Raw genomic sequence first — 14,322 nt, forward strand, 5'->3', positions numbered from 1 at the left:
ACGCTCAGGTTGATTTCCTGACCTTTAGATCGGTTGGCAATATAACGCGTTGTTTATTATCATTTTCTGGTGTGTTATTAAGCCTGTTTAATAATATCGTGATCACCTGGTCGGCAATATTATCAATAGGTTGAGCTATAGCCGTGATCGGAGGATTGCTTAATTCAAAAACCTCATAATCATCAAATGATATCAGGGCTATATCTTCAGGCACTCTTTTATTTAAATTTCTGAGTGCTTTAAGTCCGCAGGTAGCCAGGCGGTTATTTCCAAACAGAATGGCATCTATTTCCTGATGTTCATTTAAAAAATCAACAATCTGGCTTGTCACCAATTTTTTATCCTGGAAAAAATCAAGCTCCTGGGTATTGATCTTCAGCTTACTTTCGTTCATAGCCTTTTTATAGCCATCAAGCCTGTCTAACATTTGGCTTTGCTCTGCATCAATACTAATAAATGCTACGTTTTTATATCCTTTATCAATCAAATAACGGGTAGCATTATAGGTGCTGAATAAATTATCAACCAGTACATAATCGGTTTCCACATTGGGCAAATGCCTGTCAAAAAGTACAACAGGCAAACCATCACGTATCAATCCGCTTATATCCTCTTCAATGTTTGGTGGCGGCACAATGATATATCCGTCAACATGCCTGTCGCGAAACATGGCAATTAACTCCTGGGTTTTCTGGGTATCGTTATCAGTGCTGCTGTAAATAATTTTATAGCCGTTTTTGTAGGCACGGTCTTCTATTTGCCTTGCTATACTGGCAAAAAACGTATTGGATATATCCTCCACCAATAAACCTATAATATTTGATTTACCTGTACGCAGACTCTTGGCCAGAGAATTGGGTTTATAGCCAACTTCTTTTACATATTTTAAAACACGGTCAACCAATTCCTCACTTATCCTTTTTTCGCGCGCCCGTCCATTTAGGATAAACGATACGGTGGTTTTAGATATGTTAAGGCTATTGGCTATATCAACAATAGATAATTTCTTCTTCAAATGCTTAATATTAGTTATCCAAATATATGATATATATGGTAACAGAAAAGAGGGTTTCTACTATAAGTTAGCTATAAATTTCAATAAAAAGCCCATTACGCCAATTGATCTTTAAAAATGAGGAGATACTTATGTAAACTTCACAAAAAAAGACCGCCTGTAACGGGCGGCCTTTTCGTATATGCATTTATAGGGAATTAAATTAATACATATCTTATTAAATCCATATTTTAATGGCGGGTGCCATAACCTACGCGGTTTTGAGCAAAGCGTTCGTTGTTATTATTTACCCGGTTATTGTTTTGATTTGCCCTATCCCAGTTGCCGCGGTTATGATTATCGTTCTGATTTGATCGGTCTCCCCAATTACCACGATTATTGTTTGATCTGTTCCAGTTATCCCTGTTACGGTTATCATTTCCTCTGTTCCAGTTATCCCTGTTACGGTTATCATTCCCTCTACCCCAATTGCTCCGGTCGCGGTTATAATTGCCCCAGCCACGGTTATCACGACTGCTGTAGGCATAGCCCCCGTTATATCTCCTATCGTATCGGTTATTCCAGTTAACCCGACCACCTGCATAACCACCCCATCTTGACCTGTACATATCATGATGCAAATATGGTCGCGGAGCACGAACCTCATACCTCACCGCGGTGCGCCAGTTATAATTACGATAAGCACCCGGCAGGTAAACCCCACTTACCCAAGCGCTGCCATTGTTATAATAATAGCAATGGTTTGGCACACTGTAATAGGCCTCAACCTCGGGCAAATAATAATAGTCATCACTATAATCAGCGGGTATGTTTTGGTCGTCATAAACCACCGGGGCCTCTTCAACTACCACCGGGCGCGGGGTATAAACACGGTGCACAGGTATATTTAAACCAACATGTATAGATATTTGCGCTTGTACTGCATTGGCAAAAAACAGGGTACCTGATGCTATTGCTGATAATAAGATTAACTTTTTCATAATTGTAAGTTTATATAACTATGACGGTACAGGTAGGTAATGGTTTAATGCAGCTATTTTATTGTCATAGCATTAGTACAAAACACATTTCGATATTCACTGTATATTTATTTAATTTGGTAACCGTAAATCAACTGCCATGAAGAATAGAAAACTGCTTTCCTTATTGCTGCCCGCTGCAGCGATAACGAGTTTTATACTTTTTAACGCTTGTAAAGACCCAGGACCTGCAACTAATAATGAAAACCCGACCACAACATCGCCCACTACAGATGGAGGCGCTGGTTTAAAATTGCCCGAAGGCTTTAACGCGGCTATCATAGCCGATAAACTTGGCGGCACCCGCGAAATTGCCGTTACCCCGCAAGGCACTATTTATGTTAAGTTGAGCCGTGCAAAAAATGGTAAAGGCATTTTGTTTTTACAACAGGAAGGCGACAAAACTACTGTAAAAAACAGCTTTGGTACATTTGGCGGTACAGGTGTATTTGTTAAAAATGGATACCTGTATGCTTCATCTGATGAAGAAGTTTTTCGTTTTAAACTGAATGATAAAAATGAAGTGATCAATCCCGATCAGCCTGAAAAAATTGTAACCGGGTTAATCAGCCGCAGGCAGCATGAGCCTAAAGCTATTACCCTTGATAACGATGGCAACCTATATGTTAACATCGGCGCTTACTCCAACTCATGCCAGGTAGAAGACCGTAAAAAGGGTTCGCCAGGCCGCAAGGGTTGCCCTATTCTGGATTCGGCAGGCGGTATATGGCAGTTTAAGGCCGATAAACTTAACCAGCACTATGGTGATGGCGTACGTTATGCTACAGGCCTACGCAACGTGGTGGGTATGGACTGGAACCAGCAAAACAATCAGCTCTTTGTGATGCAGCATGGCCGCGATCAGTTGCATGACCTTTGGCCGGATTTTTATACTGTACAACAATCGGCAATTTTACCTGCCGAATGTATGTATGCCTTAAAAAAAGGTGATAATGCGGGCTGGCCTTATATGTATTATGACCAGGAACAGCACAAAAAAATGTTAGCGCCCGAGTATGGCGGCGATGGCAAAAAAGAAGGTGGACAGGATGCTATTGATCCGGTTGCGGCCTTCCCGGGTCACCTTGCGCCAAACGGCCTGCTGTTTTACACAGGCGATCAATTCCCTGAAAAATATAAGAATGGCGCTTTCATCGCTTTCCACGGCTCATGGAACCGCGCACCTGAACCACAAGCTGGCTACTTTGTAGTATTTCAGCCTTTTAAAGATGGTAAACCTGCCGGCCAGTGGGAAGTTTTCGCTGACGGCTTTTCAGGATCTGCCGCCAACACAGCTTCAGGCCGTGCCGAACACCGCCCTTGTGGATTAGCCCAGGGCCCCGATGGTTCACTTTATGTAACTGACGATAGCCAGGGAACTATTTATAAAATAACCTATAAAAAATAACAATGCACCTTAAAAAATTCTCTTTACTGATACTGGCATTTGTATTATCAACTGCCGCATTACAAGCTCAAACTAAACATAAAACTCTTAAAAAGAGCCCCGCTGTTGGCTTAAAGGCTTCTGTAGCTGCCGGGCAAAAGGTGTTTTCACAATACTGTGTTTCCTGCCACCAGGCCGATGGTTTGGGCGTGCCACATATGAACCCACCGCTGGTTAAAACCACTTATGTTTTAGGCGACAAAACCAAGCTGATAAAAATTGTATTAAACGGCTTTGACGAAGATGTGGAGATCAACGGCGACAAATACTCAAACAGCATGGCATCTCACGACTTTTTAAAAGACCAGGAAATTGCCGACGTACTCACATTTGTACGTAACAGCTTTGGTAACAAAGCGCCTGCTATAACTATGGCGCAGGTTAAGGCTGTTAGGGCAACCAACAAAAAATAAAACCGAAAGCACTAAAACAAAAGAGCGGGTATAATGCCCGCTCTTTTTGTTTTATAATACCTGCTTACTCTGTAACGTGATAATTATAAGCCTGGGTTTGCTGCATTTTAGAGCGAACCCTTTTCAGGCTCAGTTCAATATCTGCTTTTTCGGCATTTTGGGTAACCTCCATAAATGCTTTTTGGTAGGCATCCAAAGCTTTTGTCCATTGTTTATTTTTTTCGTAAAATAAACCTAACAGATCATAAATACCGGCAGTATCCGCGCCGGGAGTATTTAGCGCCTTAACAGATACGTTATGTACCGATTTTTCCATGTTTAAAAACACCAGCAGATCAAGGTAATCAGTATAGTTATCAGGGAACGAAGGTTCCAGCTCCATACAGGTTTTAAAATGATAACCTGCGGTTTGGTAATCCTTAATTTCATAGTAATATATCATACCCAACCGGTGGTGTGCGCGTGCATATAAAGGATCGTTGCTGATGATCTCGTTAAGCAATTTAAGTCCTTTAGTGGTTTTGCCATACGATAGCTTATCCACAGCCCGCAGATATTTCTCTTCTATTGTATAATAAGCGTCCATAAATTTTAAAGTGTGCCAAGCCTGCTTCATGCAAACTTCGGTTCAATAAATAATGATAAATAATATTCTGCCCGGATAATGATATTGCTAAAACGGACCTGAGAAAAGTATGGTTGATGCACAACTCTTCTGCTGGTTGATCCTAAACCATAGTTCATGTTTTTCGCAGAATGAATTATTAAACGGCATCATTTATTTATACAAATTTACGCTAATTACGAGATATTGCAAAATACACGATGTGCACAAGAGAGATAGGTTCATCTGAAATAAGATGAACTTTAAGTCAAAAATGGCTAAACAAGCTATTTTACACAGAAAATAAGATACGTTAAGCCTGTTGAGCCGCCACTAAAAATTACGCTGCTATTGCATTTGCCTTTGTAGATTCTATTAAAAAGTTAGTCTTTAACTCCTTTTCAGATATCATGACACTGAAATCATCATACTTTACACCATGCTCCAAAGGGTACAAAATGTATCCTCTTTTTAAAGCATCGTAGGTGCCCAGTTCAAAAATTTCGTCTTGTTTTTTTCCTTTTATCTTAGCGCCACTTACTAACTGGTAAGCGTCGAGTATGGCTTCAAAATTATTGTTTTTCATAGACCAATGTCTATACAATTACTTTGCCATTTTTTAACTGAACCAGTCAAAAAGGTCATTTTGCTTTAAATCTGACTTTTGTTTGTTGTTCAGATCGCGTAATACCAGCCCCTCACCCATTTGGATGATCCGGGTGCCATAATTGTAGGCATCTTTCAGGTTATGGGTGATCAAAATTGCAGTCAGTTTGAAATCTGCTATCAGCTTGTCGGCAGTACGCATCACCACATCTGCAGATCTTGGGTCGAGTGCTGCAGTGGGTTCATCCAGCAATAAAACTTTACAGCTATCCATTACGCTCATGAGTAGTGTTAAAGCCTGCCGCTGCCCGCCCGAGAGCGTCCCCATAGGTTGTTCTATCTTATTCTCCAGCCCCATCCCCAGTGTTTCTATCTTTTCGCGAACCTGCTGCTTAAATTTATCGTTGATACCGATTGATAAACCTTTGGCTTGGGTACGTATGGCAGCCAGCCTGAAATTATCTAAAATACTGAGGTCAGATGCCGTACCACTCATGGGGTTCTGAAAAACACGGGCTATCCACTGGCTACGTTTATAATCAGCCAGTTTACTCACATCATTATCATCAATACTAATGCTACCCGCATCCGGGAAAACACTTCCGGCCACTAAGTTCAACAGCGTGGTTTTGCCCGAACCGTTAGAACCTACTACAACCAGGAACTCGCCACCGGCAATATCCAGGGTAATACCATTAACCGCGTTTACCTGGTTAGCCTTACCCTTGTTAAAAACCTTATGAACATCGTTAATAGCTATCATGATGCTTTGAGCGAAGATAAACGGGGTAAACTAACTATCAATAATACAAATGCCGCGGTAACTATTTTAAGCAAATTGGCATCAACACCAATAGCCAGCGTAAAGGCTAAAACCAACTGAAATATCACAGCCCCACCTAATACCAGGGCCAGACTAAGCCAAACACTGGTAATACGCAACCAGTTAATGAGTGATTCAGCAATGATAACCGAACCAAGTCCCACAATCACAATACCTATGCCCATACTGATATCTGCAAAGCCTTGAAACTGTACAATCAGATATCCGCTCAAAGCAGTAAGTGCATTGGCCAACGCCAGACCGGTAATTTTCATCCGGTCGGTATTTACACCTAAAGCCCTGATCATAGATTCGCTATTACCGGTAGCCCGCATGGCTATCCCAAAATCTGTTTTAAGAAGGTAGCCTATCAAAAAGGTGATAACGACCACAAAAACTGATAGTATCCAAAACGTATTCTGATTAGGATCGGCAACTAAACTCACCAACGAGAATAGCGATGACACACTAATCAACGGCAAATTTGAGCGCCCCATAATGGTTAGATTAACAGAGTACAAAGCCGTCATGACCAGTATACCCGCCAACAGAGCGTTTATCTTTAATTTGGTATGGATAAGCCCCGTTAAGGCCCCGGCTATTCCCCCGGCAATAATTACAGCCGGCAAAATAATCAAAGGCGATTGGTGATGAGTAAGCAGTACGCCCGTAACCACACCGCCCAGCGTGTAGCTGCCATCGGTAGTGATATCGGGAATGTTAAATATCTTCATGGAGATATAAATGCCCAATGCCAGTGCCGAAAAGCAAAGCCCCTGTAATAAAGCGGTGAGGTAAAAATCCATTATTTAACAGCCTCGAAATCTGAAGGTATAGTAATGTTATATTTTTTAGCCACAGCAGGGTTGTATACACGCTTCCTGATCTTTACCATTTCTGGTGCCAGGCCATCGGTTTTATGATTCTTCAGATAGTAAGCAGCCTGCTCTCCTGCCTGGTAACCCCATTGGTAAATATCTGCACCAAACGCGGCTACTGCTCCGCGTTGTACCAAACCGGCTTCGCTGGTAAATATGGGCACATTTTTTTGATTGCAGCTTTTCAAAATGGTTTCAAAAGAAGCAAAAACTGTGTTATCCGGATTGGCGAAAAACGCATCGATATTTTTGTTTAACAGCGATTCGGTAACCAACTGCGCATCGGCAGAAGAATTCAAAGGCAATGCAACTATAGTCACATTCTGTTTTTCGGCAAGGGTTTTAATGCGGTTAAGCGCATCGGCAGATTGAGGCTCCGACTGGTTGTAGATCATCCCGATCACCAGTTTAGCGCCTTTGGGTTTAAGTAGTTTAGGGATAATGGTAAATGAAGTATCAATATAATTCAGATCCTCCACCGCGCCAAAAAGGTTAGCGGGTGCTTTGCCATTGGCATCAACAACTTTCATACGCTCCGGCACCGGTGATACCATAGCAAAAACCGGAATGGTTTTAGTGTTCTGTAATGCAGTTACGGTTGATAAAGTAGTGCTTGTAGCCAGCAAATCAACTTTTTCTGATATAAAGTAATTCGCTATCTGCGTAAGCGTAGGGATATTACCCTGGGCGTTACGGTATTCTATCTGTACTGTTTTTTTATCTTCGCTAAAGCCTTCTTTTTTAAGCGCGTCGGTAAAACCGGTACGGGCCTGCGCAATGGTAACATCCTCAAAGGCATCAATAAAACCTACCACGGGTACGGTGGTTGATTTGGTTTTAGGCTTACACGATACTATGGAAATAAGCAGAACTGCTACAGGTAAATATTTAAAAAACTTCATTGTGCTAAATTATATAAATGAGCCTAAAGGTAACAACACAACTGTAAAAGCTGAAATTAGTTTGACCAATATCCCCGTATTTGGGGAGGGCTCAAGGCGTTTATTTCTTCTTATCTAATTCAACCAATTCCATTATCAACTCCACCTGCGCGGGATTGATCTTTACTTTGGCGGTGTCTATTGCAAACCATCCGGCTCTGTCAATTTCCGGGAATGATTGCTGTTTGCCTGATCGTGGAGGCCATTCAATTTCAAAAGTATTGCTCCGGATGTTTAAATGGTCAATATCGCCTTCTAACGCCCAGGCTTGCACAGTTTTACCGCCCTTTTGTTTAATAAGGTTTAATTGGATAAATTGACCATTTATGGCCTGCCCCGTTTCCTCTTCAAACTCACGTCGGGCGGCTGCCAGCGGATCTTCATCTTCTAAAAATTCCCCTTTAGGCACCGACCAGCTGCCATCATCTTTATTCCTGAAAAACGGCCCGCCGGGATGCACCAGAAACACCTGTAATTCGCTGTTAATCTTTCGGTATAAGAGTATCCCGGCGCTTTGCTTACCCATAAACTAAAATTTAAAACCAAGTTAATAAAAGAGCCATGTATTATTGTTATTTTTATGTAACCTATACTTTTAACAGCTAATACCATGACCGACAACAGATGGACAACATTCAAACTAACTGCCAGTTTTGATACCGGTGTTCGCAACATTTATGAGGCCTGGGCTACACCTGCCGGGCTCGAAAGCTGGTTTTTACGCCGTGCCGAGTTTTGTGCCATAGCAGGCCGCCAACGCGCCCCGCATGAGTTTATCAGCAAGGAAGATACTTACACCTGGTACTGGCATGGTTATGATGACAACACGGTTGAATACGGCCAGGTACTGGAAAATAACGGTGCCGACCTGATCAAATTCACTTTCTCTGGCAAAAGCATTGTTACCGTTGATATCCAGAACAAATACGGGCAAACCCTAATTGAGCTCACCCAGGAAAACATTCCGCAGGAAGAAGACCCAACCAGGAACCTTTATGTGCAATGCCAAATCGGGTGGACTTTCTACTTGGCTAATTTGAAATCAATAGTTGAAGGCGGCAAGGATCTGCGTAACAAAAGGGTTGATCTATTTACAAGTTTTAAATAGTCTGCCCCTTGACCAAAACTTTTTAAAATTTTATTTTAACATTTTTTGCTTCATAAAACGATCAAAATTGATCGAAAAAAGCTTAAAATTTGGCAAAAATCGTTCATTTTAAGCCATTTTATCTGCTTTTTATATCGTTTTCACAGCTTTAAAAAGTATTAAATTATTGATAATCAGATAAGTAATTTCAAAGATCAATTTCTTGGTTAAGCTTTTTACCTTAACCAAACAGCCCGGTTACCTCATAAAAAGAGAACCGGGCTGTTTGTATTACAAATGTACATAAAAATATGTGTAATTATATAAGGTATACGCTTTAAAGGAAGCACCTACGGAGCCATGAAAATACTTTTATAACTCTATAAACAGGTTGCTTCTACGAAGCTACAGTGCTTTTTTATTTCAGGACTCCAAAGAAATCATATTATAAAGAGATTACTTCTCAGGAGCTATATATTTTTATTTCCAGACTCCAGCGGAGTCACGTGTTTATAGATTAAAACATTTAGTAAGCGGCTCCGTAGGTGCCTCCTGCTCATTACTAAAGATAACAGCGATTCTCTCTCGCTCCCCTCCCTCCCATTACGCAATCCCTCTCACCTTTCCCATTTGATCGGCTAATTAATTGTTTTCTTTTGTATCCACCTGTAACAAAATTTCATCCTTGCCTGACAAAAAACACCCGCAATATTTTTAGCTTTGATTTCACTAAAAAAACTCCCCCTTTAGGGGGTTGGGGGGCACATGTTTACAGGAATTATAGAAACATTAGGTAAAATAACCGATCTGCAGCAAGATCAGGGCAATTTGCACATCACCGTTCAATCGACTATCTCACATGAATTAAAGATCGACCAGTCGGTAGCCCACAACGGGGTTTGTTTAACCGTTGTTGCCCTGGCCGATGGCATGCACGTAGTAACCGCCATTGAAGAAACTTTAAATAAAACAAGCCTCGGCCATCTTAAAATTGGCGAACCGGTAAACCTGGAGCGCTGCATGCAAATGAATGCCCGCCTGGATGGCCATATTGTACAGGGCCATGTTGACCAAACAGCCGTTTGTACTGCGTTTAAAGAGCTGGATGGCAGTTGGGAATACACTTTTGAATATGATGCCTCAATAGGTAATGTAACTGTTGAAAAAGGCTCTATCTGTGTTAATGGCATTAGCTTAACAGTGGTAAACTCCAAGGCCAACAGTTTTTCGGTAGCTATTATCCCCTACACTTTTGAGCATACTAACCTGCACAATGTTCGTGAGGGTTCGGTGGTAAACCTGGAGTTTGATATCATCGGCAAATACGTTGCCCGCTTAATGCAGCGCTAACGGGCCAGTTCGCTTAATCTTGATTTAGAATAAGCTATATATTTTTGCTCTTTTACAGGCGGCTTGCTTTGCATGTACTTTTTGTAGTATTTTAAAGCAAGTTGTTTGTTTTTTAGCTCCGAATCATACAGGGAAGCCAGCAGGTAATAAATAATTGGTTTCTCGGCAAATTGCAGACTCTTCTGATAAGCCATTACCGCCTTTTTATACTTTTTACTCAGCTCATAGCTATCAGCCATTTCGGCGTAGTAATCGCTAATGTTACCCGATATACCTTCTGTAATGGCATTATTCAGGTTGATGATGGCCATAGGCTGATCTTTAAGTGCCTTATAAGCCAGTGAGGCTACATAAAAACTGGTTTCCGATTGTTCTAATCCGGGTATATCGGCAAAGGTTTCTACGCTGCAGGTATAATTTTTAAGGTTATAATAAGCCACTTCAAGCTTGGTTAAAACATACCCGGTTTTTACTCCGAGGCTGATCATCCTGAGACAAATATCACGTGTAGTCGCAAACTTATCTTGTGCGGAAGTAAGCTTGAGCAGGCTTTGTAGTAATATCACGTTTTCGGGATCTTTGGAGATAGCGCCATTCAGCACCTTCTCGGCCACTGGGTATTGCTTTAAGCTCACGTACAGATCGCTCAGGTCTGATGCCGCATCCGGGTCGGCCGGATTTATCTTGTTTGCCTTTTGCAGATAACCCAGCATGGCCGCGACATCGGCTTTGTCCTGTGCTATTTTACTCAGCTGCTTGTACACCAAAAAATTGCTGCTGTCTTGCCTGGCTATCATTTTATAATAGGCTTCGGCTTTCTGGTTGTTGCCCCTTCGTAAATTGATTGCGCCTAAACTGAACAACACCGAGGTATTGGTCGAGTCTGCTTGGTACAGGCGCTGGTAATAAGCTTCTGCATCGGTAAGGCGACTGGCCATTTGTGAGGTATAAGCCAGTTTTAACAGCACCTTACTGTTGGTTACAGGTTCGGGGCATGTTTTTTTCAAATAATCTGCTGCTTCGGCAAAGCGTTGATTCTGATAATAATCCAATAATAAAGAATCATTTACCGCGGGTATTTGCTGCGCTTTTAAGCTTACAACCGTGTAAAAAATCAGCAAAAGGCATACTAAAAAGCTTCTCATATAAACTAATGTTTTAGTTAAAACTAAAATATTAGTTATTTAGATAGTATCCAAACTTTAAACAATTTTTATTTTATAAGGTTATTGAGGTATAGTTTAAATTAAAAAACACAACACTATGGATAAGTTAAAGAAGTTTGGACTGATGGAGAAAATTGTCCATGAATTGGAAGATCTGAGAAACAGTCAGCAGGCTATTATTACCAAACTGGCTAAAATTGAAGTAGACAATATAGAACTGGGCGATAAAAGACTGGAAAGAGACCTCCCCGACATGCACCAGCGCGTATCTGACAATCTGGACAACATTACCAGTATCCTGGAAGATTTTGCTAAACAAACTGATAGTTTTAGCGATAGTAACAACATTCAGGCATTAAAAGAGCAGGAAGCGCTGAAAGGCTAAAATTCAAAGCTTTTTGTAAAAGCTCTCTGGTTAACCGGGGAGCTTTTTTTATCTGATATATTATCAGAGCGACTTGTCAGTGCAAAGTACGAAGTAATCGCGCACACTGCATATCCGCTCTGTATAGTTCGCGATTGCCACGCTATCGCTCGCAAGGACAAGTTTAGCATTAACACTACCGCGAGTTTAGCGTAATCGTAACTCGTGGTGAATTATGGTGTAAGCTTTCAGCTTACAAAAATGAAACCTTAACCCTTTGATTTAGACACCAGCTGAAAGCTCTTTACATGCAACCCACGAGATAAGCTTACGCTAATCTCGCGAGAGTTTTAATAATTCTTTTTGTAAAGAATAGACAGAGCCATGCTTAAAATACGGTAAAATAATCAACTTAATACATTCATAACACTTAACTATTTGTACATCAAATGCAAATAATTATTTTAGCTGTTATTCACTATAAAAAATCACTATGAAAAAAATTTTCCTGCTTGCAGTTGCTACCGCATCTGTATTTATCTATTCCTGCAAATCAAAATCAGACAAAACATCAGCAAACGGTGCAGACACTGCTAAAACAGAGGCTGCTGCTCAACCAGCCTCCCCTACTACCGCGACACCACCTGCCGAACAGCCAACAAATGCTCCTAAAACTTATAAGGTTACCTTTACACCTGATACTGCCATATTAGGTAAACAACAGGAGGCTTTGCTTAAAGTGATCCCGGTTAACGCGGTTGACCTGAGCGATCCGGATGGAAAATCAAAAGGAATAGAACTTACCTTCAAGATTAGCCTGACTAATAAAAATAAAATTGGCGGTAATGGTATCGGTTTTTCTTCTAACAATTTCCGGTTACTGCTTGATAATAATACCTCTATCTCTGAAGATGCCGGCGCTTATCTTTCCGCAGATGCTGAAGCAACTAAGGAAACAGATGTGATCACTTATAAAATACCCGCAGGTGCAAAACCAAAGGCCCTTACCTTATTTTATAGCGATACCAGAGCTACTGTAGGGGTTAGTTTGCAATAATCTTTTTATACAAAGGCAAAAAAAGACGCATGTAATGCGTCTTTCTTATATAGTTACGGCTCGTAATATAAGATCAAATTCTCTACTGCCGCGAGTTTAGCGTAAGCGTAACTCGTGGTCAATCATGTCGTAAGCTTTCAGCTTGCGAAAAGTGAAAGCTTAACCCTTAGATTATTTACACACGAGCTAAAAGCTCTTTACATGCCACCCACGAGATACGCTTACGCTAATCTCGCGGGAGTTCAAGTTAATGTTTTTACTGGTACTGAATATAAATTGGGCTTGGCTTTAAATTTAAAACCTCTTTAGGCGTAAGCATGCGATGAGGCACATTCTTGATATCATTTTTATAGAACAGTTTAAACCCGGTGAATTGTACCGGCTCCTGAGCTATAAAATATTGATAGGTACCTTTTTTCAGATCGGGGCCGCCCCATCCGTCCATATCCATTACTAACTGCACCTCGTTACGCAGTTTAATATCCTTGTAGTTAGTTACCATGCGTTTGGTAAAGCGATGTATCACAAAAACCTTTGGCGGCAGGTTATATTTTTTAACCAGACTACCTAAATAGCCGGATACATAGTTAATATCTTCGGCATCAAAGGTACCAATGCGTTTACCGGGTACACTCCCCTCTTTCATGGAAAACTCCGGGTCGATGCCAAAATGAACATTGGGCATACGCAGATATTTTTCCAGCAAAGGTAGTTCGGTTTGTACGGTGCTGTAGCCTACCTGAATATCTAAAAACACCAGCGCGTTAATTTGCTTAGCCATATCAAGCACTTTGTCTATCTGGCTAAAAGGCATGCGCAGGTTATGCAAACCATTGCGACCGGCATCAGCCTGGGCGGTTACGCATATGTAGTGCAAAGCCGGGATCACAGGAGTTAGCGTATCGGCAGCCTCCCAAACTTTTACTTCTCCCTTTAACCTGGCCAGCATTTCTTTGGGTTCATATTGGCCCAGTACACCCATGTTTTTGGAGTACATATTACCATAGTAGGCTACAATGCGGTTAAAGGGCAAAATAGCTCCCGGCAACGGATAAGCCTGGGTTTTAACCGGCCAGCGGCCTGTTTTATCACCATTGGCCAGCCGTTTCATCAGCGAATCATACTGCAGGGTATCCAATTTTGGTGCATCGACAGCTTTAGCCGTGGTATCTTTACCTGCAAAAAGCGGACGGGCATAAGCACTGTTAAAAACACCCGTTAAACCAACAGCCGAAACTGTTAACAAGGCCAATACTGCTGATAATCTCTTCAAGTTGTGCTATTTAGTTTAGGTTTATATTATTCAATGCTTTTACCACGCATGGCTGTGCCAATGGCTTGATCCATCAGGCGTTCGGCAAAGGGGCGGGTAAATTCATTTATTTCGTCAATACGTTTCAATATCAGGTCTTTATCGGCCGTGGCTATAGCCTCCTTTAAAGTAACCAAGAGCTCATTGGTCTTATTGGTTTCTTCGGATGTAACGTGGGTGCCATGCTTACGCAAAAAGCCTTCTACGGTATATATCATTTGCTCGGCCTCGGTGCGAGCC

The 14,322-nt window shown here is 41.4% G+C and carries 17 protein-coding genes; 6 read left to right on the plus strand and 11 right to left on the minus strand.

Going from position 1 to position 14,322, the window contains the following annotated elements; translation table 11 throughout:
- Window positions 1-4 precede the first annotated feature (4 nt).
- Together AAGC65_RS10995 and AAGC65_RS11000 are read right to left on the minus strand one after the other, a co-directional pair.
- A complete protein-coding gene (locus tag AAGC65_RS10995; protein WP_343112496.1) occupies window positions 5-1,015 on the minus strand; it encodes a substrate-binding domain-containing protein in 1,011 nt (336 codons plus the stop codon).
- A gap of 230 nt (window positions 1,016-1,245) precedes the next feature.
- Window positions 1,246-1,995 carry a hypothetical protein gene (locus AAGC65_RS11000; protein ID WP_343112497.1) on the minus strand — a complete coding sequence of 250 codons (750 nt, stop codon included), beginning with the start codon at window positions 1,993-1,995 and terminating at the stop codon, window positions 1,246-1,248.
- Between the two features lie 139 nt (window positions 1,996-2,134).
- Between AAGC65_RS11000 and AAGC65_RS11005 the strand changes: the two genes are divergently transcribed.
- Both AAGC65_RS11005 and AAGC65_RS11010 read left to right on the plus strand, forming a co-directional pair.
- Window positions 2,135-3,442 carry a PQQ-dependent sugar dehydrogenase gene (locus tag AAGC65_RS11005; protein ID WP_343112498.1) on the plus strand — a complete coding sequence of 436 codons (1,308 nt, stop codon included), beginning with the start codon at window positions 2,135-2,137 and terminating at the stop codon, window positions 3,440-3,442.
- Between the two features lie 2 nt (window positions 3,443-3,444).
- Window positions 3,445-3,894: a cytochrome c gene (locus AAGC65_RS11010; protein ID WP_343112499.1), complete on the plus strand. Its 450-nt coding sequence runs from the start codon at window positions 3,445-3,447 to the stop codon at window positions 3,892-3,894.
- A gap of 64 nt (window positions 3,895-3,958) precedes the next feature.
- Here the strand turns inward: AAGC65_RS11010 and AAGC65_RS11015 are convergent, their stop codons facing one another.
- From AAGC65_RS11015 to AAGC65_RS11040, 6 genes are all read right to left on the minus strand, one after another.
- A complete protein-coding gene (locus AAGC65_RS11015) occupies window positions 3,959-4,510 on the minus strand; it encodes a hypothetical protein (RefSeq protein WP_343112500.1) in 552 nt (183 codons plus the stop codon).
- Window positions 4,511-4,838: 328 nt separating this feature from the next.
- Window positions 4,839-5,084, minus strand: a complete 246-nt coding sequence (locus AAGC65_RS11020) for a hypothetical protein (protein WP_343112501.1) — start codon at window positions 5,082-5,084, stop codon at window positions 4,839-4,841.
- Window positions 5,085-5,117: 33 nt separating this feature from the next.
- Window positions 5,118-5,867, minus strand: coding sequence for an ATP-binding cassette domain-containing protein (locus tag AAGC65_RS11025; protein WP_343112502.1), 750 nt, complete (start codon window positions 5,865-5,867; stop codon window positions 5,118-5,120).
- On the minus strand, window positions 5,864-6,733 hold the full coding sequence (locus tag AAGC65_RS11030; RefSeq protein ID WP_343112503.1) for an ABC transporter permease subunit: 870 nt from the start codon (window positions 6,731-6,733) through the stop codon (window positions 5,864-5,866). The genes AAGC65_RS11025 and AAGC65_RS11030 overlap by 4 nt, the downstream gene beginning before the upstream one ends.
- On the minus strand, window positions 6,733-7,707 hold the full coding sequence (locus AAGC65_RS11035; RefSeq protein ID WP_343112504.1) for an ABC transporter substrate-binding protein: 975 nt from the start codon (window positions 7,705-7,707) through the stop codon (window positions 6,733-6,735). Before AAGC65_RS11035 ends, AAGC65_RS11030 begins: the two co-directional genes overlap by 1 nt.
- A 100-nt stretch (window positions 7,708-7,807) precedes the next feature.
- Complete coding sequence (locus AAGC65_RS11040; protein ID WP_343112505.1) at window positions 7,808-8,272, minus strand: NUDIX domain-containing protein; 465 nt, start codon at window positions 8,270-8,272, stop codon at window positions 7,808-7,810.
- Between the two features lie 84 nt (window positions 8,273-8,356).
- On the opposite strand from AAGC65_RS11040, the gene AAGC65_RS11045 reads away from it, so the two are divergent.
- The gene (locus tag AAGC65_RS11045) at window positions 8,357-8,854 is read left to right on the plus strand and encodes an SRPBCC domain-containing protein (protein ID WP_343112506.1); all 498 of its coding nucleotides are present in this window, start codon (window positions 8,357-8,359) and stop codon (window positions 8,852-8,854) included.
- Between the two features lie 744 nt (window positions 8,855-9,598).
- Window positions 9,599-10,183, plus strand: coding sequence for a riboflavin synthase (locus AAGC65_RS11050; RefSeq protein ID WP_343112507.1), 585 nt, complete (start codon window positions 9,599-9,601; stop codon window positions 10,181-10,183).
- Here AAGC65_RS11050 and AAGC65_RS11055 read toward each other — a convergent pair.
- Entirely contained in the window at window positions 10,180-11,328 is a 1,149-nt protein-coding gene (locus AAGC65_RS11055; RefSeq protein ID WP_343112508.1) for a tetratricopeptide repeat protein, read from the minus strand. The two genes, AAGC65_RS11050 and AAGC65_RS11055, sit on opposite strands and share 4 nt — an antisense overlap.
- A 118-nt stretch (window positions 11,329-11,446) precedes the next feature.
- Between AAGC65_RS11055 and AAGC65_RS11060 the strand changes: the two genes are divergently transcribed.
- Together AAGC65_RS11060 and AAGC65_RS11065 are read left to right on the plus strand one after the other, a co-directional pair.
- Entirely contained in the window at window positions 11,447-11,734 is a 288-nt protein-coding gene (locus AAGC65_RS11060) for a hypothetical protein (RefSeq protein WP_343112509.1), read from the plus strand.
- A gap of 472 nt (window positions 11,735-12,206) precedes the next feature.
- Window positions 12,207-12,770 (plus strand): hypothetical protein, encoded by a 564-nt coding sequence (locus AAGC65_RS11065; protein WP_343112510.1) that lies wholly within the window; start codon window positions 12,207-12,209, stop codon window positions 12,768-12,770.
- Window positions 12,771-13,026: 256 nt separating this feature from the next.
- Here AAGC65_RS11065 and AAGC65_RS11070 read toward each other — a convergent pair whose 3' ends face one another.
- Window positions 13,027-14,043 carry a hypothetical protein gene (locus tag AAGC65_RS11070; RefSeq protein WP_343112511.1) on the minus strand — a complete coding sequence of 339 codons (1,017 nt, stop codon included), beginning with the start codon at window positions 14,041-14,043 and terminating at the stop codon, window positions 13,027-13,029.
- Between the two features lie 26 nt (window positions 14,044-14,069).
- The coding region (locus tag AAGC65_RS11075; RefSeq protein WP_343112512.1) for an Hsp70 family protein at window positions 14,070-14,322 on the minus strand (253 nt) is incomplete at its 5' end.

The sequence above is a fragment of the Mucilaginibacter sp. genome, assembly GCF_039207105.1.
Classification (GTDB): domain Bacteria; phylum Bacteroidota; class Bacteroidia; order Sphingobacteriales; family Sphingobacteriaceae; genus Mucilaginibacter.